At 53.4% G+C, this 22,896-nt stretch carries 19 protein-coding genes and 2 pseudogenes; 13 read left to right on the top strand and 8 right to left on the bottom strand.

The genetic code is table 11. From position 1 onward, the window contains the following. Nucleotides 1-14: 14 nt before the first annotated feature. The 8 genes and pseudogenes from RMR16_RS23410 (at nt 15) to RMR16_RS23375 (ending at nt 9,249) form a co-directional block, all read left to right on the top strand. Complete coding sequence (locus RMR16_RS23410; protein WP_320200768.1) at nt 15-797, top strand: hypothetical protein; 783 nt, start codon at nt 15-17, stop codon at nt 795-797. After that, nucleotides 790-1,752: a hypothetical protein gene (locus RMR16_RS23405; protein ID WP_162739377.1), complete on the top strand. Its 963-nt coding sequence runs from the start codon at nt 790-792 to the stop codon at nt 1,750-1,752. The genes RMR16_RS23410 and RMR16_RS23405 overlap by 8 nt, the downstream gene beginning before the upstream one ends. Before the next feature lie 83 nt (nt 1,753-1,835). Continuing rightward, nucleotides 1,836-3,365: an LA2681 family HEPN domain-containing protein gene (locus RMR16_RS23400; RefSeq protein ID WP_113221671.1), complete on the top strand. Its 1,530-nt coding sequence runs from the start codon at nt 1,836-1,838 to the stop codon at nt 3,363-3,365. Between the two features lie 307 nt (nt 3,366-3,672). After that, complete coding sequence (locus RMR16_RS23395; protein WP_113221670.1) at nt 3,673-4,212, top strand: Pycsar system effector family protein; 540 nt, start codon at nt 3,673-3,675, stop codon at nt 4,210-4,212. 1 nt (nt 4,213) lies between these two features. Beyond that, on the top strand, nt 4,214-4,918 hold the full coding sequence (locus RMR16_RS23390) for an adenylate/guanylate cyclase domain-containing protein (protein ID WP_113221669.1): 705 nt from the start codon (nt 4,214-4,216) through the stop codon (nt 4,916-4,918). Between the two features lie 560 nt (nt 4,919-5,478). Beyond that, nucleotides 5,479-5,640 (top strand): annotated as a pseudogene (locus RMR16_RS23385) (DUF4158 domain-containing protein); the annotation flags it as partial. A 400-nt stretch (nt 5,641-6,040) separates the two neighbouring features. Then, entirely contained in the window at nt 6,041-8,275 is a 2,235-nt protein-coding gene (locus tag RMR16_RS23380; protein ID WP_320200767.1) for a ComEC/Rec2 family competence protein, read from the top strand. Nucleotides 8,276-8,601: 326 nt separating this feature from the next. Next, nucleotides 8,602-9,249 carry a Shedu anti-phage system protein SduA domain-containing protein gene (locus RMR16_RS23375; RefSeq protein WP_113221666.1) on the top strand — a complete coding sequence of 216 codons (648 nt, stop codon included), beginning with the start codon at nt 8,602-8,604 and terminating at the stop codon, nt 9,247-9,249. Between the two features lie 155 nt (nt 9,250-9,404). Here RMR16_RS23375 and RMR16_RS23370 read toward each other — a convergent pair whose 3' ends face one another. Then, complete coding sequence (locus tag RMR16_RS23370; RefSeq protein WP_320200766.1) at nt 9,405-10,571, bottom strand: RHE_PE00001 family protein; 1,167 nt, start codon at nt 10,569-10,571, stop codon at nt 9,405-9,407. Between the two features lie 188 nt (nt 10,572-10,759). On the opposite strand from RMR16_RS23370, the gene RMR16_RS23365 reads away from it, so the two are divergent. Then, nucleotides 10,760-11,908, top strand: a complete 1,149-nt coding sequence (locus RMR16_RS23365) for a site-specific integrase (protein WP_320200765.1) — start codon at nt 10,760-10,762, stop codon at nt 11,906-11,908. 76 nt (nt 11,909-11,984) lie between these two features. Here RMR16_RS23365 and RMR16_RS23360 read toward each other — a convergent pair. Together RMR16_RS23360 and RMR16_RS23355 are read right to left on the bottom strand one after the other, a co-directional pair. After that, nucleotides 11,985-12,397, bottom strand: a pseudogene (locus tag RMR16_RS23360) (type II toxin-antitoxin system VapC family toxin). Beyond that, nucleotides 12,394-12,642: a type II toxin-antitoxin system VapB family antitoxin gene (locus RMR16_RS23355; RefSeq protein WP_320200764.1), complete on the bottom strand. Its 249-nt coding sequence runs from the start codon at nt 12,640-12,642 to the stop codon at nt 12,394-12,396. The pseudogene RMR16_RS23360 and the gene RMR16_RS23355 overlap by 4 nt, the downstream one beginning before the upstream one ends. A gap of 300 nt (nt 12,643-12,942) precedes the next feature. Between RMR16_RS23355 and RMR16_RS23350 the strand changes: the two genes are divergently transcribed. Beyond that, nucleotides 12,943-13,980, top strand: a complete 1,038-nt coding sequence (locus RMR16_RS23350) for an alginate lyase family protein (RefSeq protein ID WP_320200763.1) — start codon at nt 12,943-12,945, stop codon at nt 13,978-13,980. 127 nt (nt 13,981-14,107) lie between these two features. Continuing rightward, nucleotides 14,108-14,341, top strand: coding sequence for a type II toxin-antitoxin system VapB family antitoxin (locus RMR16_RS23345; RefSeq protein ID WP_320200762.1), 234 nt, complete (start codon nt 14,108-14,110; stop codon nt 14,339-14,341). Between the two features lie 1,101 nt (nt 14,342-15,442). On the opposite strand, the gene RMR16_RS23340 is transcribed toward RMR16_RS23345, so the two are convergent. Then, entirely contained in the window at nt 15,443-16,264 is an 822-nt protein-coding gene (locus tag RMR16_RS23340) for a DUF1206 domain-containing protein (RefSeq protein ID WP_320200761.1), read from the bottom strand. Between the two features lie 785 nt (nt 16,265-17,049). Further along, nucleotides 17,050-17,499: an Rrf2 family transcriptional regulator gene (locus RMR16_RS23335; protein WP_320200760.1), complete on the bottom strand. Its 450-nt coding sequence runs from the start codon at nt 17,497-17,499 to the stop codon at nt 17,050-17,052. A 133-nt stretch (nt 17,500-17,632) separates the two neighbouring features. On the opposite strand from RMR16_RS23335, the gene RMR16_RS23330 reads away from it, so the two are divergent. Beyond that, the gene (locus tag RMR16_RS23330; RefSeq protein ID WP_320200759.1) at nt 17,633-18,556 is read left to right on the top strand and encodes an NAD(P)/FAD-dependent oxidoreductase; all 924 of its coding nucleotides are present in this window, start codon (nt 17,633-17,635) and stop codon (nt 18,554-18,556) included. Further along, the gene (locus RMR16_RS23325) at nt 18,549-19,214 is read left to right on the top strand and encodes a class I SAM-dependent methyltransferase (protein WP_320200758.1); all 666 of its coding nucleotides are present in this window, start codon (nt 18,549-18,551) and stop codon (nt 19,212-19,214) included. Before RMR16_RS23330 ends, RMR16_RS23325 begins: the two co-directional genes overlap by 8 nt. A gap of 64 nt (nt 19,215-19,278) precedes the next feature. On the opposite strand, the gene repC is transcribed toward RMR16_RS23325, so the two are convergent. The 3 genes from repC to repA all read right to left on the bottom strand — a co-directional run bounded on the left by repC (nt 19,279) and on the right by repA (nt 22,896). Next, nucleotides 19,279-20,517, bottom strand: coding sequence for a plasmid replication protein RepC (gene repC, locus RMR16_RS23320; RefSeq protein ID WP_320200757.1), 1,239 nt, complete (start codon nt 20,515-20,517; stop codon nt 19,279-19,281). Between the two features lie 151 nt (nt 20,518-20,668). Continuing rightward, nucleotides 20,669-21,691, bottom strand: coding sequence for a plasmid partitioning protein RepB (gene repB / locus RMR16_RS23315; protein WP_320200756.1), 1,023 nt, complete (start codon nt 21,689-21,691; stop codon nt 20,669-20,671). Beyond that, complete coding sequence (repA, locus tag RMR16_RS23310) at nt 21,688-22,896, bottom strand: plasmid partitioning protein RepA (RefSeq protein WP_320200800.1); 1,209 nt, start codon at nt 22,894-22,896, stop codon at nt 21,688-21,690. The genes repB and repA overlap by 4 nt, the downstream gene beginning before the upstream one ends.

Below are 22,896 nucleotides of genomic sequence, written 5' to 3'. Positions count from 1 at the left end.
AAAGGGGCCGAGTATTGGAGCGAAAAATTCGAGATATCCTGTTCGGTAATCGATCCAGCAGGGCCGGAACACTCCCGCTTGTACACACAGCGCCCGCATATTTCGTCCAAAAGATGTTGGAATCTAAAGAAATAAAGCCGAGGGAGTGCGACGTATTTCTCAAAGAAAAGTTGGCCTATTTCTTCGTCGGGCGCCCGGCGTACAAATCCGTGGGACACGATGTTTCACATTGGGAAATGCCTTCCTGCGTAATTGTTGATTTTCAAACGAACGCATCAAGGCGGATGTTCCCCTTTGATAGCGGAGCGTTTGCTCGGGGACTGGTACCCAAATACGCGACAATGATTGACCGTGACGACTATGCGCTCGCGCCAGACGCCGATGTGGTCGAACGATACATCGGTACATTCTTCGGAAGCAGCCGCGCCTATTTCATGGGAGAGGCTATCGATCGAAAAGAATTTTTGAAAAATCACGGAATTTTGCCTACCGAAGCATCGCTCCACGCCCTCATTTCACTACTAAACGGGGAACGTATCGGGAAGGCACTTGATGAACGTCGATCGTCAATCGAGATACAGTTCGACAAAGCCATCCACCTTGATGCAGGAGCAATAAGGGCCGTCATTCTACCGGAGATTTACCTGCAGGATAAAAATTTCGTAAAAGGGATCGAGCTGTTGGGAGCGCAGGTTATTACCTATCCCATGATACCTTTAAATACTGACCACTTCTACTACGCAATCTATGAGAGATGCCTATCATACTACGAACAGAATGGCTATTTCGATGTATAGATTAGTCGGCGCATCATTTCTTTATAACAATAAAGAGTCTGAGATTGGTTTCGCGCTGTTTTCTAAACAAGGCGCGAATATGCAATTTATTGCAGAGACGGACAATTATTTTAAGATACTACGGTTTGTGCCTTTTATCGATACAGACGGTTTTGCTTTTTACCCGATTGAAAACGGGGAGCTTTATATCATAGGGCAACCGGTTCCGATCCCCTCAAGGACTGCCGCTTTCGGCTTTCGAACCGAAGAGGCAAACTTTTACATCGAGCGCGTAGACGAGCTCTTATTAGAAGTTGACCCAATTTTTAAGCTTTCGCTCGCGGCGGTGGTTGGTCTTAATTTTGAGGATGTTATTCCTATCCTCAAATCGGCTTCAACAACTTCATTTACAGATCGGGCTGCACAAGAACTGTGGCTTCAAATAGAAATGGAGTCGCGACCAGCCAGTGAGATATACTGGACAAGCCTAGACCATACACCAGCTTTGGAATTTCAGGCTGAATTAGATGCTATTGACGTTCACGACACGCGCGATGCTCTCAGGTGGCTGCGCATTGAGAGAAATTTCCGAAGCGTACTGTGGACGAAAGTCTGGCTGTACGCGCGTTCGTTGCTCCCATTTAGCAAAGAACTGCGGGACATATCCGCCGTATGGCTGAATGTCATTTTCTCCGATTTTACTGCCGGAGAGGCATTACAAGATGTTGGCTATTTGTCAGTTCTTACCTTTGTTTGCGAGCTGTCTACCACTATCGATGAGTTTGATGAACTTTACGATGTCGTAGAAGAGCTCCACATGGAGCGTCCCGACGTTATGCAGTTGCTTGTCAACTCCAAGGTGTCGTATCGCAACATTGCCAGCAGTTTTATTGACCATGGGAACTTGAAAGCTGTTGAATCTGCTGACTATTGGGCTCGCCTTAAAGGGTTCCCCAAGAGCAATTCAAGTTCGTAACCTGCTTAAAATGTGACCCGCAACGCGTTGTCCTTAAAACTACAATAGTTCCACGAAATTCCAACAAAGATGTGCGAGACCTATTGGCCAAATCTAGTTTTCTGAGTTCACTCGACAAAGCGGGTAAGTACATCGACAAAGGTTTCGACCGGAGTGATCCGCAACTCACTGACCGGGCGTTCGCGGCTCTCGACAAGCTCGCCGCACGCGAGACCATCCGTGATGAAGACGCAGTTCTTCTACATTACTTTCGAGCCAATGCATTCAACAACCGGCAACACGAGGCCGGACAGGCGCGTTCCTGGCAATGGGAAATAGAGCATCTCCAAAGCGAGTTGCTCGAACTGCGGAAGGCTGTCAGGCATAAGGGTTTCGAAAAACTTGATCCGATCCGCTGCTGTCAGATTATGACCAATCTTGGCAGCAAGCTTAATCTGGTCGGTCGTCCAGTTGAAGCCTTGTATTATTGGGACAAAGCGCTCGCGATTGACAGACGCTTTGCCATGGCGCTCTTCAATAAAGGGTTGGGACTACTCAGCTATGCCGATTCAGTCAGTGATCTCGGACATTCCCAACTCATTGCAGCGCAAGCTCACAATAACTTCGTGGCAGGAACAGCTACTGATGCTGTACACGAAAGCGCACAGAACGCAGCGCTTGTTCCTCATTTTACCGAAAGAGCCAAACACATCTCGGATCGGCTTAATGTCGCATCTGCCAATGAAAATTTGGCAGAGAAACACAGTCTAGGCCGTACAAACGCAGAGAAGGCATACCGTCGTTGGTGCCTTGAGAAGCGGCTCTTTCTCAATCCCATGAATGACCTCGGCACATATTCGATTGCCGCAACAGACAGCTTGGTCCTGCCGTCAATTGCCCTTCCCCTCGACAAAACAGGAGCTATGCCGCCAGCCGTCTTTGGACTTTTCAATCAGCTCAAACAGGAATTTACTACGGCCAGATTATTCCTTTTTGAGGGAATGACGGCTGATACGGCGCACTTCGCGGACAAAGGCGTGAAGCTCGCGAATACGCTCGACTATCCGAGTTATGGGGTGAACGTCGAGAAGGCGCGACAGGCCTATCGAATGACGTATGCCGTGTTTGACAAGATTGCTTTCTTCCTAAACCAATACTTCGAACTCGGTATCCCCGAGAACAAGGTCTTCTTCCGCTCGATCTGGTATGAGACGAAAGGAACTCCAAAGTCGCTCCGATCGTCCTTTTCGGATCGGGAGAATTGGCCGCTCCGGGGCTTGTTCTGGCTATCGAAAGACCTTCATGATCCAGAGTTTCGGGCAACCACGGAACCGGATGCGGAAGCCTTGGCCGATCTGCGCCATCATCTGGAACACAAATACTGTCAAATTCATGAACAATGGGCCGGAACCTTTGATAATTTAGACGATACAGAAACCGCACGGATCGGACTCCATATTGGGAGGCATGATTTCGAGGCAAAGGCGCTGAGGCTAATGGGACTCGCACGAGCCGCGACAATCTACCTGTGCCTGGCCGTCCATCGAGAAGAGAGCCTCAAGAAGGATGGAAGCGACGAGGCAATATCGATGCCCATGCTTGTCGACACATGGCAAGACAAATGGAAAGTTTAGGCGCAGGTGAGCATTGGTTTCGCCTGGACTATGACATTGCGGATAGGCACGAGAATCCTGAATTTTCCCCGTAATCACTCGTGATAAGCCGGGCTTCCCGAAGGCGGACCGCGGGCGAAGAACCAAGCGATTATCGTACCGTCTTACTAAAGCATGGCTTCGGACAAAGTGGTAAAATCCAGTGCAGCAAGGATCTGGCTGAAATTGGATGGAAGGACGGAATTCCGGGCAGTAAATTCTGTGGTTAACGCCGCACGGCTCTTGTTTCTACTAGGCGTCGGATGCTCTTATTCAGGCGGGGGGCTAAATGGGACAGATATCTGATCTACAGGATCAACTTAACCGCTTGCTAGACCTTGCGCATCACCAAGTGCATTTTGCGGAGGCAAAGAACGGCGCTTTGCTCACTCTAAACTTTGCGCTTGTGATGGGTATGGTTGCGATTTCTGGCGAAGAATTGGCTTGGCAATGGCGCTTGTACATGTTGAGCGTTGGATCTGCCTTGGGCTTAAGTGGCTTAGTAGCGATGACATCCTTCTTGCCTCGCATGACTTCAATAAAAGACGAGAGGCGCAAGGCCCTAGGTAACGTGGCTTTTACTGGAGACATTGCGTTGATGGGCTCGGAATCCTTGTTGAGGACCTTAGCATTAAAGATGGGTGTATCGGAGGAGCCAACGCATTATTGTTCGGATCTGGCCGATCAGACATACGTTAATGCACGTATCGCAGAGAGGAAATTCCGTAGGTTTCGTCTTGCTGCATGGATGACTTTAAGCGGAATCATCGCCCCGACGATATGGGTCACCTACCAGATGGCAGCGGGCGTGCTGCCCCTTTGGAGTTGAAATGAGCTGGAAAGAAGATCTAGAAACCTGGGTTGACGGTCATCTGGACACCGCGTTCGAGGTCCGAGACGGTACAGTAGTTCCATCAACGGACAGCGTGACTAACAAGCAGGCTGTCAAGCTCGATGCCGCATTTTTGTATGCCGATCTAGCGGGATCCTCCGACTTAGCACGTCACTGCCCATGGGATACCACGGCAAAAATAATACGAGCGTTCCTAGACGTATCATCTCGCTTGATTAGGGCATACAAGGGCGAAATCCGCAGCTTTGATGGGGATCGAGTAATGGGCGTGTTTGTGGGAGACACCCCGCGCCGGAACGCAACGAAATGCGCACGTGAGATTTTCTATACTGTGGAGAACATTCTTGCCCCGAAGGCTACCAAGAAATTCAAATCCATTTCTGACAATAATATAAAGTTGAAATGCGGTATCGGAGTAGACCACGGCACTAGCAGAGCTGTCCGTGCCGGCATTCGCAATAGTAATGATCTGATCTGGATAGGTCGACCGCCAAACATGGCAGCTAAGCTATCAGACATACGAGAGTATCCTTACTCAGTCATGATCCACAAGGATGTCTACAGCGTTCTCGAGGATGCTGACAAATATGTAAATGGTGTCGACATTTGGGAAAGCCGCACCTATACTTTGTCTGGCGTCGTTCATTCCATTTACCGTACCAAATTTACCAAACTCCCCTAGTCCTAACGAATTACGCCCCGACGAGGACGCGCCGAGGTGTGCGTTCCATGACGAGCAGGCGACAAAATTTTCGAGCAAAAAGTAGCTTAGTTAGCCGAGGACCGATTGCGGTTTAACTCCGGTGCCGTCGGCGAGAGTGCTCGGGAAGAAAATTCGCTACAGCTACTTTAAAAAGCCGATCATATAGGCCGTTGACTGCAAATGGCGTCGAGCTAGCCTGAATATGCCTCGGCCTCGATGAGGTCAACAATCGTCTCCCGCTCCCCTGATTTCGCTTCAGCTTTGGCAATCATTTTCAGCTCACATTTTCGAAACAGCGCTTGTCTGCGATAAAATGCGGTTTAAACCGCTGCTGCAATAAGCCCCGATTCTCATCGGGGTCAGAACAAGAGCAGTCCGAAATCGTACGCTAAGGCCGAACGAAGCATGAACAATGCCATAGCTCGGATTTGGGGCGTTCGATCTCTGTGGATTACCGTCGACATGCGCAAGTTTTGATTTCTCTGTTCCGCCCGACTCGACAACGCTCAGTGCAGATTGGTGATGGACGGAGTCAGGCAATGGCAAAGCGAAAGCTTCTCAAAGATCAAGATCGACGGAAGCTTGTCGACATACCAGTCGACGAGGACAGCCTGATCCGACACTATTCGTTGTCATTGGCGGATCGCCTCGAGATCGAACTGCGGAGACGTAATCACAACCGGCTCGGCTTTGCCATTCAGGAACGTTTCTCGCCGCGAAGGCTCTTGTTGAGCGAATAAAGTTCTCTAAAGTCGAAAAGAGAGGGAAGGTTAGCCGCGCCCTCGCGTAATGTTTGAAAGAGTTGCGAAAATCGGCGCAAACTCTTGAAGATATGTCCGAGCAGTTTTACTCCAGCGCGATTACGAGGCTGATCGAAGACATCGAAAACATATAGGCAGCATCTTCACTAGTCGTGAGTTGCATTGACAGCCGGGCACCAATTGAGGCGCTCAATGTCGTCCTGGTCGTCACTTCCGATTGGAATTCGATCTCAAACTGTTCGCTATTTCTTACGTGTCCACCTTGAAAAATGATTGATAGCCTGCAACTTATCCGCGCCACATATTGGCAGGAAACCGAAGGGCGCGGGTAAAAAACTACATGGCCAAAAGCAAAGAAGCAGAGCTGAAGCTCGAATTGATAAACGTTGGCCACGGCGATGCTCTTGTCCTGCACTGGCTTCCAAAGACAGGCAAGCCGTCGACGATCCTGATCGACGGCGGACCCGCCGGTGGCGCCGCACGCGTGAAGGACACCATGGATAAATTGAAAGCGACGTCAATCGACCTAGCTGTGCTGACCCACTGCGACGCTGACCATGTCGACGGGCTCCTCGCTTATGTGCGCGGGAAAGACGCCCTGCCCATCGAACGCTACTGGGGGCCTTGCGTCCCTGCCTTCCGGCGCCACGCATGGCTTTTTCCGCCTCGCGTGGCGAGCGGTATCGATAAGGCGGTCGAACTACAAGAGGCGTTACCCGCCGAATGCGCCGTCTCGTGGCCAGTCGAGGGTGCGACCTGGACTAGCCCAGATGGTGACTTGTCCCTTAAGGTCATCTCCCCAGCAGGGCGACTAATCGAGCGGCTGCTTCTGGGCAACGACGCCTTAAACCTGTTTCTGCAGGAGCCAATGCCGCTGGGTTGGTTGCTGGAAAGCGCCGAGGATGAGCCCGATGACGAGGATCCCTACGCTGACCTGCGCTTTGCGATCTCGACCACGGAAATCACGCCGGACAGAGTACCGAGCCTACCCACCTCTGAGCAGCCCGCTTCAGTCGGCGACATCGCTCGCGAAGCGCAATCCAATGGAATTGAGCCGGAATTCTTCGGTAACTCGGTCCTGAACAACACCTCGATCGTGCTGTTGGTCGAGGCTCGCACCGGCGGGAGGACACAGCGCTTACTGCTGACAGGCGATCTTGAAAACTTCGCTTATCTCATGGCTCGCTATCCGATGGGCCTCGGCTGCGAGATCGTCAAGGTTCCTCACCACGGCTCCTACAGCTATGTCGAGAGCGACTTGGCTTATGACGAGGTGTGGCAATGGATGCGACCAAGGGCGGCGCTCGTTAGCGCGAACGGCAAACACGGCCTACCTCGTCGCGAATTTCGTGATGCGGCACTGCGTTATGGGACGACGTTGTTCTGCACGTCCCGTCGCACACGCGAAATCGTCACCGGTCCGCTGACCCAAAGCTGCTGCAAGATCCAGTACGCGTGTGATCATCAGGCACCTGTCTCCTTGAAAATCTCCACGCAGGGCGTTCAATCAGAGGGAATTGCTTGCGCCCGCGGGAATCTAACTGGGGCAATGCCAGTCATCGAGGTTCGCCAACATATCGTTGATCCGAGCCCGATCCTCTCAAAAATGGCCGAGACCGAGATCCGCAAGCACGTGGACTGGGCGATCAACTGGTTACGAGCCACGTTGAATGAACGTCAGAACCGACCCGCCGATGCTGGTCTGTCACCCCTTTCGGTCAAAACACTCTCAAAGGCTGCGAGTGCCGCAGGTAGGGTAGGGGCGGCAACGCAGATGGAGCTCATTCTCGAGCGAGCTGCGCGATTGGGCAAGGTATGGCTCTCTCCGGGGAGCAGACACCGGCGGGATGACAACAGAAACGTCTGGACCCTGCCGAACAAGGAGGAAACCAAGGCGTTTACGGATTGGCTCGATAGCTTCAGTGTCATTCACCTGACAGTCACGGACCGACACGCCGGCTCGGCACGAGAAGAGCTACTTTATGCCGCCGACACGACCTGGTTCGCGAACCGCTTCGCCGAATTATTCTCGTTCCCGGTGGCCATGTTCGAAGATGCAATTTGGCCGATACTGGTTGCTCATCTACTAAAGGCCCACTCGATCGGAATGCGCACCGTTGGCAATTCCGGGTATCGATCATCTGGCGAATCGATAGCCCTGATCCTTTTCAAGGAGATTGATGCCGAGACCGCGTTTAGGAAACTTGTTGAGAGGCTCGAGGCGGTCGTTAGTGATGACCTCGCCGACTACCTCACGGCAATTGCCAGATTCGCGTACAGTAGCTCTGGGCCGCCTCCAAAATGGCCCCCTGCGGTTGACCTAGCTGTTACCCTCTCGCGGCCTGAAACTCCCGTGATTCCAAGCGGACTGGTCAAAAACAGGTATGACGAGGCGTTCGAATTGCTCGGCTTATCGACAAACGCGGCGCAGGTCAGAGATTGGATAGGACACGTTCCGTATTACATGGGTCCTTTGCCAGAGGCCCTTTTACGGCCGGTATTCGCCAGCCTCATTCTTTCAGGGTTCGAATTCCTCAAGCGGTATAAGCAGCCTCACCCGTCCCGACAAAAATAGAGCCATCTGACGTTTGCCGAGTCGAAAACATCATCGTCGCTCGTAGTAATGGCTATTGAAATTGTGATAACCAAAGTGTGAACTCACATCTCTTAATCATGACTCTATACCGACAGATTGAGATCCTGTGGAGCTGGTTGTGCCGCTTGACGCAAAATGGTCGTGGAATGCTGTGAAGAATACTCCAATTCCCATCATCGCCTATCTCTTTCGACGGGGCAGCCTGCAACACTGGCGCGCAGGGCCTTGGCGGACCGCTCGCGAAACCGTCTGTTTACCTGACTACTCTATCCGTCCGAGAACAGAATCGACGCCCAGGAACCACCATGCAAACTTACAAACAGGCTTTCACTGAGTTGCTCAGCGGGCTAGATGGGATTGAACCACGGCTTCGAGAGCCTCGTGTTCAGACCTTCTTGGAGCGCAATGTACAGCTCATTTGCCCAGAACATTACATTGCCCCTAGGATGGTTATCTCTAAGTTGAGAGTTGGCGCCGACTTTGCCTGCGATTTCGCCTACTTCGCTCCTGTGTCAGGTGCGAACTATCTCAATCTTGTCGAGATCAAAGATCCGACGCACAGTGTATTCACTACTAAGAACAACATGAACTCCTTCTTTCGAGATGCCGTTGAACAAGTCCGCGCCAATCTCAGATGGGCGTCGCAGCACCGATCTCAGATCGAATCCCTGAGAGCTGAACTTGAAGCCCAATTTCCCGGCACGGAGACTGGCATGGTTTTCGCGAAGGGTGTCCTCTACTGTGGTCGCCGCAGCGAAATCGAAAGTCATCCTGAGCGGCGAACTGTTTGGCAAGAGTTTGTTTCAGAGGCCAAAAAGGATCTGGAAATCCGAACATTTGATGGTCTGATGCAGGAAAACACCTTTGCCTTCAGTCAAACCATCGATCTGGCTGGCGACATACAGTGTTACGCGCGCCGCCGCCGCCGCTATATCCCGAAGCATCCGGGGTAGCCCTTGCTGCTCTTTCGCTCCGGCCAATGGCCAGATCGAGATCAAACCCTTTAGCTCTCGCCTGTTTTGCCTGTCGAAGTATCGACCTCGCGGTTGGGGTATCCGCCTCTCCAACCGCTTATGATGCTCATGGTGTCAAAAGCTTCTAATAGTTGTCAGATTACACCCCAGGCCCGAAACCTTCCCCTGCCCGTCATCTCGCGCAGGCCTAACTCCTCGACGATCCGCAACGCCGCGCGCGGCGTGACACCGAGCTCCTTGGCGATCATCCCGGCCGACACCAATGGTTTTGCCATGACCAGCTCAATCAGCTCCGGCAGCTTTGACGACGTTCGTCGTCCAATCAGTTTGCGCTCCATCATGGTTCGCGCCAGCGCCAACCGGTCATGATCTTTCAGCCCAAGCTCTGCCGCCGCCAAAAGACCATGCGCGATGGCCAGCAGCCGGGTTTCCCGGTCGCGATGCCGACGCCGGTCGACGGGAATGGTTCTCAGGCCGAGATTGATAGCGGCTAGATGAGTGCCGGTGGTAATGCCAGCCTGGCGCAGGACTGTTGCGCACAACAGCCGACCGAGCCAGGGCGCATGCTGGAGCACCGCCAATTCATTCCAGGCATCGAGCGCGATGATCGCCTGCAGCACCGGCGGCAGATCTTGCGCCTGCCGTACCACGCCGCGCCATTCTTCCAGCCGCCCCTCCTCGTCCCAGTCGAGATCATATATCATCGGATTTTTTTCGGCAGCACGCCCGGCCGCTGACTGGCCGGGCCGCTGTGCTCGCTCGATTGCGGCGTCAGAACGGGCGAGCAGAGCGTCGATGGCAGCGAATTCGTCGTCAAGCGCACTTGCACCCTCGTCATCGCTGCCCTCCCCTGCTCCGATCGCAATGTCGGGTATCGCGTCGTCATCAGCCACGACGGATATATCATCACCCAAAGATGCTGCAGGCAACACCTGCCCTGGCCATGCCGGAGCCTGCCGGAGGCTGCGCAGCCCGTCGGTTGACAGCGCCCAGCCGGGCGGGTGGGCGACTAGTCGCCGGCGCGTGCGCAACACGTCACTGGCAATGGTGAGCTCGTGGGTCGGGGTGCGAATGTCTTTGGTGGCGTCGTGGAGAACAAGATCTTCAAGATGGACGAGTTCGCCGTCGATCCACAGCGAGGCGCAGGCGTCGGTGAAGTGAGAGCGTTCGACAAAGCCCTCGCCGACCGGGGAACGGGCGATGCGTTCGTCGAGACGGGACAAGGCGGAAGCTACGTCCGAACTCGGTCGCAGTAACGTCGAAATGGGCAATTTTGCAAGATCGTAAACCATTGAAATCATGGTAAATGATTTGTTAAACAGACACCAATGATTAGTTTGTGTCCGTCACATGGTATTGTCTAGAGTTCTGTTTCTAACCATCGATAAGTACTCCTTATCGATGGTTGTTGATCTGGAGCCCCAAATCAGACAGAATCGCTGCCAAGCAGGGCCATCACGGCCGCAAAAACAGCCATTCTGGAGTGTTCGTGGCCAAACCGAGAAAAGCACAGACCCCCGTCGAGAGGCGCGCCGAAGAACTCGACACCATTGCGTCCGTCCTGCCGCTCGATCGTCGCGACGAACTTGCAGAGCTTCTGACCGATCAGGACATCGAAACGCTGCGCCACCTGGTCAATACCGGTATGGGCGCCAACACGTTGCGGGCACTCACGTCCGATCTTTCCTATCTGCAGGCCTGGTCGATTGCCGCCACACGCGCCTCCTTGCCATGGCCGGCCCCCGAAGCCTTGCTGCTGAAATTCGTCGCGCATCATTTGTGGGATCCGGAGAAGCGCGAAAATGATCCTGATCACGGCATGCCGCACACGGTCGACCAAATCCTGCGCAGTCAGGGTTTCCTCAAGTCCGCTGGACCGCATGCGCCCGATACCGTGCGCCGAAGGCTGGCCAGTTGGTCGACACTCACCAAATGGCGCGGCTTTTCCGGTGCCTTCACCTCCCCTGCCCTCAAGCAGGCGATCCGGCTGGCGGTGCGTGCAGTCCCAAGGCCTCGCAAGCGAAAAAGCGCCAAAGCGGTGACCGGTGACATTTTGGCCAGGCTGCTGGTGACCTGCGGATCGGAAAGTCTACGCGATGTGCGGGACCGCGCGATCCTGATGGTCGCCTTTGCCTCTGGCGGTCGCCGCCGCAGCGAAATCGCAGGCCTTCGCCTGGAACAGCTGACAGTGGAAGCTCCGATTGAGATGGAAAGCGGCCCTCCCCTCCCCTCGCTCGCCATTCATCTCGGCCGGACCAAGACCACGAACGGCGAAGACGACGATGTCGTCTATCTGACCGGTCGCCCGGTCGAGGCGCTGAATGCCTGGATAACGGCCGCGAAGATCGGCAAGGGTAGCGTGTTTCGCGGGATCGGGCGTTGGGGCACCGTTTCAAAGCGGGCACTCGATCCGCAGTCGGTCAATGCTATTCTCAAGCGGCGGGCGGAGATGGCCGGGTTGGACAGTGGGGAGTTTTCCGCTCATGGGCTAAGGTCCGGATATATGACCGAAGCCGCGAACCGGGGCATTCCCCTCCCCGAAGCGATGGAACAGTCCAGACATAGGTCGGTGCAGCAGGCTTCAAGCTATTATAACAATGCCACGCGGCGCAGTGGCCGAGCGGCAAGAATGCTGTAACCTGCTTTTCCGCCACACTTGTTTTGCAAACAAAATCCACGTAGAGCATCCTGCAATAAATTAGCCCTTGAACGCGCTAAAAATCCCAAGGATTAAAAAGTTCGAGATCTGTCGTCTCAAAATCCTTGAGGTTTCGCGTGGCCAAACGGCCACCGTTCACGCGCGCTATTGCTGCGATCATCCCATCAGGCGCTGTCATTGCGCGTCCCCGACGTGCCGCCTGTCCCATGATTTCGCCGTATGCTAATGCGGCTTCATCAGTGAGACTAAATATTCGATCGAAAACCGACGACGCCATTCTGTCAGACCCTGCTCCAAACGCTCCGCCCGCTGATCCGGTCTGATCTTTTGGATACCGAAAGCGATCTCCGCGATTGTCACAGTTGGCAAAGCCAATTCGGAATCGAACCGAACTAGCCAAGCGATGACGGCTTCGTTTGGATCCTTTCGCAACGTCTCGGAGAGGACGTTTGTGTCGAGGAAAATCAAAGCTCTAAACTTTGGTGTAGTTGGCGGTTTTCGCGAATAACCTGATCGAGATCAATCTCCGTGGCGGTCTGTGTGTTGACGCGCCGGTAGAAATTTGCAGCTGGTTCCCGACCGGTCTCGCGTGTCTCGTAGGCTTCAAGCGCGCGCTCGACTACCTCCGCAATCGAACGATTTTCACGGCGGGCCAGTCTATGAGCTAGATCTTTTGCTTTGGAACTCCGGACAGAGAGTTGTGGTGCAGCCATCGCGGTCTCCTTTGGCGTCAACATATGCCATTAACCTCCTGCCATCAAGATGGCAGCTACTGGCTTGCCAGCAATCATTTATCATTAAGCTTACGGAGATCATCACGTCGACGTGAGATATAACAACGCGTTATTCTGCGTCGGTACCCCTCCCCATCTACAATGACCCTCATACGATAGCCGACGATGTAGCTCAGACAGCCAAGGCGACAGACAGTGCCGTACGTCCTGGCCGGAGACCGGGCGCGGGAAGCTGAACCGGAGACACCAATGAACACATCCATCTCTGGCATCGTGGCGATGGCTCTCGCCATCCTCGCGCTGCCTTCGCTCGCATCTGCTGAGATTATCGCACCATTTCCGCAACGCGCTCCCAGCGATGCTGCAATGTCATTGGATTGCACTACGCCACCAGAAGCGATTGTCAGTCTTATGATCACCTCCAAGTACGGCAGCGATGGACCACAGCGAGATACGATCGATCCAGAGGCCAATCGCACCTTCAAAAAGCAGATGAAGCCTATTAGAGCGTTTTCCCAGCAGGTCATCAAAATGGCGAACCGCTATACGTTGCGAGGTGGAATTGCCGATGCGCAATGCACGCTGTCATGGCTGAATGCATGGGCGCAGGGCAAAGCGCTCTCTCAGATGGATAATCCCAACGCGGAGTTTGAGCGCGCCCAAACACTCGCCGGGCTGAGCATTGCGCTGTTGCAGGTCGCACCTGCCGTACGAAATGACGCGCGCTTCGCGATCGTCGTTCGCTGGATGACCGACTTGGCCACATCAACCAACGCGTTTTTTGATGCCACGCGCGATCGGCTCAAAGGGTCGCGAAATAACCATGCCTACTGGGCCGCCCTCGCTTCAGCAAGTGTGGCAGCTTTGGCTGATGACAAAGCCCTGCTTGACTGGTCTGTGCAAACGTACCAGCGCGGTGTCTGCGGCGCGACCGCTCAAGGCGCATTGCCGCTGGAACTTGAGCGCGGAAAGAAAGCTCTCAAATACCATCTGTTTGCGCTGAACGCGCTGGTGCCTGTAGCGGCGTTTGCCGAGGCCAATGCCATTCCGGCTTACGATTTGTGCGACGGCGCCCTGCACAAAATCGTCAATTTCACGCTGAAGTCGATCGGCGACCCGGCAGCGATGGCCTTAGCCGCTGGCAAAACGCAGGAGCCTTTTGTGAACAAGATGCCCTCAGCCCAAGATTTGGCGTTTCTTGAAATCTACCATCGGGCCTTTCCGGGGGCGGCTCCTATGGAAAGCGAGCTCTTAAAGTTGCGCCCTCTCATCGCCACCCCTCTGGGCGGAAGTCAGACCTTATTATACCGCCACTAGCGATATTTTTGAAGGTTCGAGCAAGTCAGGTCTCAAATAGTTCGGGCGCCCTTTCGGAGGGCCGAACATGACGGATTGGGGTTCATAGTTTTCGTACTTTTTCAGCTGTTTCTCGACAAGCTAGAACTTGCAGCGGCAAGCGCGTGATCTTGCCCACGCGCTTGCCTGTCGTACGGGGCAGCCCCTCATTCGTTTGGTCGAGCTGGCGCTAGAACACTACGAACGGGAATTGTGCCAAAAACCATCTCAGACTCCGGCCCAAGTTCTATGGGACCTGATGGCTGAGGGTCGGCGAAGAGTTTTGCACGGCACGACGTCCGCTCATGACGATGTTTATGACGAAAACGGCTTGCCAATATGATTGTCACAGATACAGCGGTGATCGTGGCAATATTGGTGCTGGACTCGGTGCCACCGATCTTCTCAAACAGTCGAACGAGCGCTAGCTGGCCGCATCGCCCGCCGCAAAATGGAGACTGCCCACGGATTGATGGTGCAGCAGACGCGCTCAATATGCCTCGGCGGCGAGGGGGCTTCAACGGCAGTTAATTCGCTTCAAGCGACCGAGCCAGCATGCGCTAGAGACAGACAGTGTTCGCACCTATCGTAAGTGAGATATTCGAATTCTGGGGCTGCGCATTTCCCCCCAAGACGCTTAGAAGATTTTAGTTCATGCTGGCTCACACCACGGCGGGGCCCCTTAGCGCAGCCGAGTTCATCCGTTCTCTGCGGGCGATGGCAAAACAATGCTTCCTATCTCGATCTTTTTCTTCGGATAGCTTCTCGCCCGCCGCGTAGAACCATGCCAAAGTAGGGAATCAGCCGGTATGTCACCAAGAGTCTATGTGAGGGGCAGCGGCATTGCCGACGAGCTTCACGGACTTGGAGTTGCCGAACAGATGCTCGGATATCCAATTGTCGACTCCAGTTGCAGGGCTTCGTGATCGGAATGCTGGCCGCTACATCGCCTAAACGAACTGCCGCCAACTTTATCGTATCGCGGTTGACGCCGAAATCGACCTCCCAATTACACCTCAGGCAGAAAACCTTGACAGTTGAGATAAAGCGAAGTCTGTAGCCAAAACTTGGACAAGGATTTAACCTCGGTCGCGGGAATCCACGGTTCCAAAAGCGTTTCGTTATTGTCCGGCCGAAATACTTTCCACTTCCCAACGGAGTGACCTCGATGTCCCTCGCAGCCGCCTCCTTGATCAAGAAGCAATACAAACTTTGGCAGGAAACATAAATCTCCAGTACGTCAGAAAGCCTATTATCCTAGGCGCCGGCCAATCTGACTTCGAACTACTAATTGTGGCAACGATCGACCTATGTTTTTAGCTGATCACGCTGCGAAAAAGCGTCCAAAGTCAACGCCGCAAAATAATTAGATGACACAACACAGAAAACGAACGGCGCAAAGTCAGCTAAAGCCCAGCACATGAGCTGAGATTAGATCGCGTACTTAGTCGAAGGGGCTACGGACCACGCGCTTTAAATTCGCCATCGATGGGCCACTAACCGTCCGATAACGCGCTGCTACGAGATTATAAACTCCGAATGCAGCGAGACCCGTCCCCATGACAACGAAAATGACCGAGCCACCCGGCAACTGACGCATCCACTCCAACGCATCGGCCATCCCGCCGGCTCGATCCGGGTCTACTTGAATGCCTGTATAGGCAAACAACACGCCAACGACAGCGAATACAACTCCACGGGCCGCTAGACCGTAGACACAGACATAGGTGAGCCACGATGGGCTGTCGGGGATTCTGATGTATTTCTCGAATTTGCGGGTCAGACCTTTGAGGATGGTAACGATGCCACCGACGAACAAGGCGACACCAATGGTGATGGCGAGATAAGAACCAAAGGGTTGAGAAATTATCCATGCCGCGAGGCCTTTCTCACCTGCTCCCTCTCCCCCACCATCCGCTAAGATCGAATGCCCCAAAGCGTAGCTTCCAAGTCCCATATAGGTCACTGCGCTACCGAATAGGCTTCCCCTGACAATCAATCCTTTTACGTCACTGCCATGACCATCACTGTCTGCCAAAGCCTGTGCCAAACGCCAAGCGACGAAGCAGATGAGGCCAGCGCCGATCATGCCAACCCATATCTTTCCGAATGGTTGATCAAGCACTGACGATATCGCCGATTTACTCTCGGGTCGTCGACCGCCGACGCTTGAGAACAGTGCCAACGTCGCGACGAGAAAGAACACGGCACCCCGGGCGGCATATCCAAACTTTGCGAGCATCTCGAAACGAAATTCTTGTAGCAATTGCTTCTCCCCAACTCTGTATCTGACGAGGAAACGCGAAAGGTGCAAAAAGGTTGTCTGACGATAAGAATGAAGACGACCCTCCAGATCGTGTTTCCGACATTCTTAGCGTCCGACGCTGCTTCCTGTTGCGCGCCGTTCTGCTTAAGCTGCGATGTATACGAATATGGCCATGCCCTGAACTGGATAACTGCGACTTGCGGTTAAAGAGCTTATCGAGCGAGATTGAAAAACTGCAATATCGGAAGCAGGAGACAAGAGATAATCGTCGTGGTCAGCTGACCACATGGATAAGTATCTGTTTTAATAGCATTTTTAGAACTGATCCGCAGTGAGAGTTTTTGACCTGGCTGGAGACAAAATCGCGTCCTACGTCATTCATTCAATGACCATGCGTGGCATCAACTCATGGCCGCGTGGCAGCAGGCTACAGATAGCTTTAGCAGCGCAGATAACAAATACGGCTGGTCAAAGTTTCTGCGCGGAGGGAAGGGGGGAGGGATGAGAAAAGTTGTGATAACTCTATTCTAACGAAATCGACCTAAGTGAGCGGGATGATGTCGTCATTTGGCCGAGGATTATTTCGGTTCGGTCGAACCAGTTTGCGGACCAATGATGCAGGCCTGCTGGATCAATTTTAGGGTGGTCGACTTTCTGGATCTGCTTGAAACGACTAAACGGCAATTTTGGATGTGTCGATAAGGCTATCAGTTTCCATGTCTTAGGCATCTAATGTCGACCTATGCTCCGCGCTGGGTCCAGACGGCATCTCAGGTACAAGCAACTTAAGGCCCGCAGTGCGCGCTGCCATTGTGCTCGCTAATCTTCGTGAAACTCTTAGCTACGTCAGCAAGTGTCATTTCCGCAAACCTCTTCCGCAGAAGCTTATCTGCCTCGCAGAAGACCTCCTTCAATGTCCCATTGACCGCCTGCTCGATGGGGCATCCAGGCATGTCGTAGGCGGGGCCAACCGCAAATATGGAAGGTTCTCCCACGGCACGGTAAATGTCGAGGAGCGTAAGCTCCTCAAGTGGACGTGCCAAAGTCCAGCCGCCGCCATGGCCTTTTACTGAGCTGACATATCCCTCGTCGCGCAGCCCTGCCATTGTGCGACGGATTACAACAGGATTGGCGTCCAGCATCTGCGCGATCACGTCGGACGTCATAGCTCCATCATGGCGTCCCATGTGGATCAAGACGTGGAGCATGCGAGAAAGTCGACTGTCTTGCCTCATGTCTTTTCCTCCTTTCCATGATTTGCCCGCCAACAATAGCACGAAGCACTATTACGATACAATCGGAGTGTCATGAGTGTTGACATGCCCCTATCATGGTACTTATGTTGTTACATGAAGCGAGGGAAGGTTTATGACCGACACCATTCACGACGTCATCATCATTGGCGGGAGTTACGCAGGACTGTCGGCCGCGATGCAGCTTGGTCGCGCTCGGCGCAAGGTACTGATCATAGATGAAGGCCTCAGACGCACCCGTTTCGCTTCGCATTCTCACGGCTTCATCACTCAAGACGGTACCGATCCGGCTATATTAGCTGCAGAAGCTCGTGCTCAGGTAATGAGGTACAGCACTGTAGAATGGCTGGCTGGTCGTGCAGATGCTGTACAACAAAAAGGGGACGCGGGTTCGCAAGACCTCTCATTTGAAGTCATGGTTGGAGAAACCCGTCACATTTCGCGCCTCCTGATCCTGGCTCTTGGCGTGAAAGACAATCTTCCCGAAATCGATGGCTTGGCGGAGCGCTGGGGTAGAAGTGTGTTCCACTGCCCGTACTGCCATGGATACGAATTGAACCAGGGCAAGATTGGCGTTATCGCTGGCACTGAGCTTTCCATGCACCATGCGTTGATGCTTCCTGATTGGGGTCCGACAACTCTACTCCTTAACGACGCCTTCGAGCCCAACCCGGAACAGCTTGCAGGTCTCGCGGCCCGCGACGTCATCGTTGAGCGCGTCGGTGTTAAGTCGATCAAAGGTCACGCCGACGTCCTGCTTGCCGACGGTCGGACCATTTCCTTTTCCGGCTTGTTCGCTCTTTCTCCCTTTGAAGTCGCTACACCAATCCTACAGCAGCTTGGCCTCGACATGGAGCGGCAACCTCTTGGCTCTACTATCAAGACTGATGCAATGAAGCAGACCTCCATTCCGGGTGTCTTTGCCTGTGGAGACGCCGCACGTCCTGTGGCTTCTCTTGCTTTGGCTGTGGGAGATGGGAGTTTGGCAGGCGTCAATGCACACAGGTCGTTGATGTTCGGTGCAATCTCCCATGGCTAAGTTCGACGGACAACATGAAAGATATATTGAAGGTGCAATGCGTAATGTGCATGGTCTGGACGGTCTCCATCGAATGACGGGGCAGCTTCTGGCGGAACGTGTTCCAGCAGATGGACGGGTGCTTGTTGTCGGGGCAGGTGGAGGCATTGAACTGAAAGCACTGGCTGAACAACACCGTGGATGGTCATTTGATGGCATCGATCCCTTAACTGATATGCTCATGTTGGCAAAAGAGACAACAGCCTGCGCTGCAGGGCGGATCAGATTCCACCAGTGCGACATCTCGTCTGCCCCCGATGGTCCCTTCAATGGGGCGGTCTGCCTTCTGGTATTCCATCACCTCTCATTTGAGGAGCGGGCAGCAGCGCTTCATGGTATCAGCCGACGTCTGCATCCAGGATCACCCTTTGTGCTCGCTCATATCAGCATCCCTCAGCGCGAGCCGGACCGCTCGCTTTGGACAGACCGACACGTCGGATTCGGCGCGAAGGCAGAAATAGATAGGGACAAGCTGGATGCTGCAAGAATTGCGATGAAAGAGCGTCTCTTCATTTCCTCTCCTGAACAAGAAGAAGCCAATCTACGACAAGCCGGGTTCACGGGAATTGTGCAGTTCTATCAGGCATTCAGCTTCCGAGGTTGGGTCGCCTACGCATGATTGGCTGCCCAAAATCGGAAGCGACGAGGCGGTTAAGGAATACCAGCCGTAGTATGTTATATGGTCAAGCAGTTTGAAGACCACCTTCACCATTCGCCTTCAGCAATGCGATCACCATTGGCCCAAGTGAAAACTCACCATGCTCGGTCCGCTTCGTCAGATCACGAAGATATCCACCTGGTGAATTAATGAAATTCGCCCGCTCCAGAATACACGACATCGCCACCGCAGCATTTTCCGGCCCCATTGCCGCACACGCCTGTTCGTAGGCCGATGGGCTTACCCCCAGCATTGATCGGACAACGATACCAGCCGTCATCAACTCCCGCCAGTTGGATATTTTCCCACCCGGCCCATAGTCGTTTATCGTCGGGCAGGCCCGCAGAACCATAGACAGGGGGAACGCCTTTAGCTGTTCTCTATTCCGATTCGCCTTCGGCACATTTTTCGTTTCAGATCCAGCATCCAGCTTTTCGGCCTGCTCTTTTTCGGAGCAAGGTTCAAGTTCATTAAGGGATTTGGTATTTGAACTCTGTATGTGACGCTCGATTTGAGCATCATTGGCGCTCCTATTTTGTGTATTTTCGTTATATTCCATATGTTTGACCACTCGGGCATGCAGTGCCTTCATCTCTTCAAGCAATTGTGTCAGGTTTTCTCGCGTAGCTTTTCGCGGAATCCGGGCAACAAGGGCGACATACAGGTCCTCTATCGCTTGCCAGTCTCCTTCAACGTCTTCCTCAATCGCGACAGAAATCAATTTGCGAACATCTCGGCGGCACACAGTCAGGGCTTCTTTTGCGTTTTTGAACGCCGCTCGCTCATCAATCACTGTCTGGGCTAACACTGCGAGCTCTTCGGAACGCGCTAGCAAGGGCGACAAATCAAAGCCGTAAGCAGTATCAATCTCCCCGTTGCTGTCCTTCCGCGCAAAGCGCTTGCCATTCGCACTGTCTTTGCGAGTAATAAGGCCCGCTTGGACCAAGACAGCAATGTGCCGACGCAATGTAGCGCCAGCCATGCCATGTGCTCGAAGACCTAACTGAAGGTTTGAAGGAAAGACAATCAGACTGGCATCTTGCCGCAGTTCTGTTTCGGGATAGAAACTCAACAGCGCATCAAGGACGGAGAGACTATTTGACTGCACACCCAACAAACTCATTGCTGCTGAGGCATCTCTCAAAATTTTCCACTTATCCGCTGCTTTGCCCGGCTTTATATTGGCCGTGGCCGACTGTCTCTGCACGAGGGCAAGCGTCATCGGCCGCCGCCCAAAGGGCGTCGTTATATTCCCACTCTGCATCATCTCTCACCTTTCAAAAGGCAAAAGAAATCAGCTCACCAAATCGGTGCCAAAAACTCTTGACGTGGATTCGTGGAAATGCGATTCTCTAGTTGCTTAGACATCGAGAAGGGCTTCCACGGGCAACCGTTGGGGCCTTTTTCTTTACCGCTTAGTCTCCGTGTTTCGTTTTCGCTTCAGCACGATATTCTTGGAAAAGTCTCGGCAATTGTTCGAGCACAAAGTCCGCAAATTCCGGCGTCGTCTTCCTGTCGATAATGATTTCCAGCTTGCTCTTGCTTTTGCTTACCTGAGCTAGCCTGTCTCCATCAGGCGTCGCCAGGACCTCTGGAATTCCGCGTGCGGTGCGAGCGGGCTTCAGTTTTGCCACCACCGCTTTGAACCGGTCGGCAGATGGAAGAGATTGGACTTCCCTAGAGACCGCATAATCGATGACACCTTTCGGCGACGGTATTTTCTGAAACAGCTCCGCGAACTGCTGCCAGCTCGGGCGACCAATCCCTGGGGCAGCCCCGATTGCATCAACAATCTCAGGGGGCAAGGCATCAATTAGCAGAATCATTTTCGACAGATTGCTTCTATCTATCGACAGAGCAGCAATGACCACATCGCGAGAGAACTGGCTGTTTAACTTATGCGCAAAGCGTGCCTTCTCGATGAAGGTTAGATCTTCACGTTCGTTGTTTTCCTGACCCTGAGCGACAACCAGTTGTTCATCTGTCAGGTCACGCACGACAGCCTTTACCGGCAGTCCCAATTCCGAAAGCGCTCTCAATCTGCGATGGCCGAAAGCGACCTGATAACGATCGGAGTGGTCAGGATGAGGGCGGACCAAAATTGGAACTTGCTGGCCTTGCTCCTTGATCGATGAAATCAACCCATCAATTTCACCCTGCATCCGGTCTTGAACGAAGGATGGTTCAACGGCATCCGTACCAAGCTCGACAACGGCCTGACCTTCAGCAAGTCGACGTTCTATGTCTTCGGCACGGGTCAGCCGTTCGTTTTGTTCGCGTAGGGCGTTTCCGATACTCGCCGTTAGTTTCTTTGAGGGATCTCGTTCTTTACGGGCTACACCCAAAAGCGGCATTGGGCGGTTCTTCGACGTCCGCGCTTCAGACGACTGGCTATCATTGCCTTCTGTTGTAACGCCAAGGATCTGCTTCCGGCTCATGTTCTACCCCATGCAGTCTTTATCAAGGCTTCAATTTCACCATTGACCGCATTCATGGATTCCAGCGCGCGATCATAGGTCGACCGGGTGAACTGGCTGCGCTCAACTTCAAAAAGTGTCTGGTTGGTCAAACCGGCATCTGAGACCGCTGTTGTCTTGAGCATAGGAAAATTGAGGACGTTCTCTCCAAAGATCGACCGCAAGTATCCGACCATCTGGTTCTGTGGCCCGTCACTCGGCTCAAAGCGCGTGATCAGATATCGCATCCAGTTAAACTTGAATTCGGCACCGGCGCTCTCGATTTCCCGCAGAAGATTGGATGTCATTGCCAGAAACTGGTTCATTGACATGACGTCGAGCATCTGTGGATGCACGGTGACAAGGATTGATGTGGCCGCAGTCAGTGCCGACAATGTGAGGTATCCCAGTTGTGGTGGGCAGTCGATCACCACAACATCATAATTGTCAGCTATATCTTCGATGACTTGGCTGATGCGGCTGTAGAAAAGCGTATCGCCCTCTTTCCGTTTCATCAGAGCGCGAGGCGTGTCATGCTCAAACTCCATGAGTTCGAGATTACCTGGAATGAGATGAAGGTCGGGAATGTATGTACCCCGTACAACCTGCTCGATCGGCACCTGCTCCTCGTCATATCGGATTGCGCCGTAGAGGGTTTCGTTCGGCCCGACGTCAGTTTCCGGCTGGCTCCCGAACAGGGCTGATAGGCTTGCCTGCGGATCAAGATCAATCGCAAGTACTCTGTAGCCACGCATGGCGAGATACTGAGCAAGGTGTGCAGCAGTGGTCGTCTTGCCAGAACCTCCCTTGAAGTTCATGACGGAGACAACCTGAAGCTGTTCGCCATCTCGGCGATGCGGAAGATAGCGCCGACTTCCGCGGCCCTGATCCATATGCTTGCGTATCGCGTGAATATCTTCGATCGAAAAAATGCGCCGGCCACCTGGACTCGTTCCTACATTGAGCTCTGGCATCTCAGACGCTGTTTGCCGTAGATAGGATTCACCAACACCAAGGAGCTTGGCAGCTTCCGAAGGTGCAAATGTCCGTATGCCCTTTTCGGCAGTAGGAGGAAAGATCTTGAGGTGATGTGCCTGCAGTTGAGTTGATAAAGCATCGGCATGACGCTCCATCAAGGAAGTCAGGCCTTCAACTACGGACGGTGCCTTTGAGGCGGTCTTCACCAT

This window comes from Agrobacterium sp. rho-13.3, from assembly GCF_033957765.2.
Lineage (GTDB): Bacteria > Pseudomonadota > Alphaproteobacteria > Rhizobiales > Rhizobiaceae > Agrobacterium.
This window is presented reverse-complemented; position numbering and strand designations above follow the sequence as displayed.

Excerpts from the sequence above, each read along its gene's own strand:
- RMR16_RS23375 (WP_113221666.1), top strand. The coding sequence starts at position 8,602 with ATGCAAACTTACAAACAGGCTTTCACTGAGTTGCTCAGCGGGCTAGAT.
- RMR16_RS23395 (WP_113221670.1), top strand. The coding sequence starts at position 3,673 with ATGGGACAGATATCTGATCTACAGGATCAACTTAACCGCTTGCTAGAC.
- RMR16_RS23335 (WP_320200760.1), bottom strand. The coding sequence starts at position 17,499 with ATGAGGCAAGACAGTCGACTTTCTCGCATGCTCCACGTCTTGATCCAC.
- repB (WP_320200756.1), bottom strand. The coding sequence starts at position 21,691 with ATGAGCCGGAAGCAGATCCTTGGCGTTACAACAGAAGGCAATGATAGC.
- RMR16_RS23350 (WP_320200763.1), top strand. The coding sequence starts at position 12,943 with ATGGCTCTCGCCATCCTCGCGCTGCCTTCGCTCGCATCTGCTGAGATT.
- RMR16_RS23370 (WP_320200766.1), bottom strand. The coding sequence starts at position 10,571 with ATGATTTCAATGGTTTACGATCTTGCAAAATTGCCCATTTCGACGTTA.
- repC (WP_320200757.1), bottom strand. The coding sequence starts at position 20,517 with ATGCAGAGTGGGAATATAACGACGCCCTTTGGGCGGCGGCCGATGACG.
- RMR16_RS23330 (WP_320200759.1), top strand. The coding sequence starts at position 17,633 with ATGACCGACACCATTCACGACGTCATCATCATTGGCGGGAGTTACGCA.
- repA (WP_320200800.1), bottom strand. The coding sequence starts at position 22,896 with ATGGTGAAGACCGCCTCAAAGGCACCGTCCGTAGTTGAAGGCCTGACT.
- RMR16_RS23325 (WP_320200758.1), top strand. The coding sequence starts at position 18,549 with ATGGCTAAGTTCGACGGACAACATGAAAGATATATTGAAGGTGCAATG.
- RMR16_RS23380 (WP_320200767.1), top strand. The coding sequence starts at position 6,041 with ATGGCCAAAAGCAAAGAAGCAGAGCTGAAGCTCGAATTGATAAACGTT.
- RMR16_RS23390 (WP_113221669.1), top strand. The coding sequence starts at position 4,214 with ATGAGCTGGAAAGAAGATCTAGAAACCTGGGTTGACGGTCATCTGGAC.
- RMR16_RS23405 (WP_162739377.1), top strand. The coding sequence starts at position 790 with ATGTATAGATTAGTCGGCGCATCATTTCTTTATAACAATAAAGAGTCT.
- RMR16_RS23355 (WP_320200764.1), bottom strand. The coding sequence starts at position 12,642 with ATGGCTGCACCACAACTCTCTGTCCGGAGTTCCAAAGCAAAAGATCTA.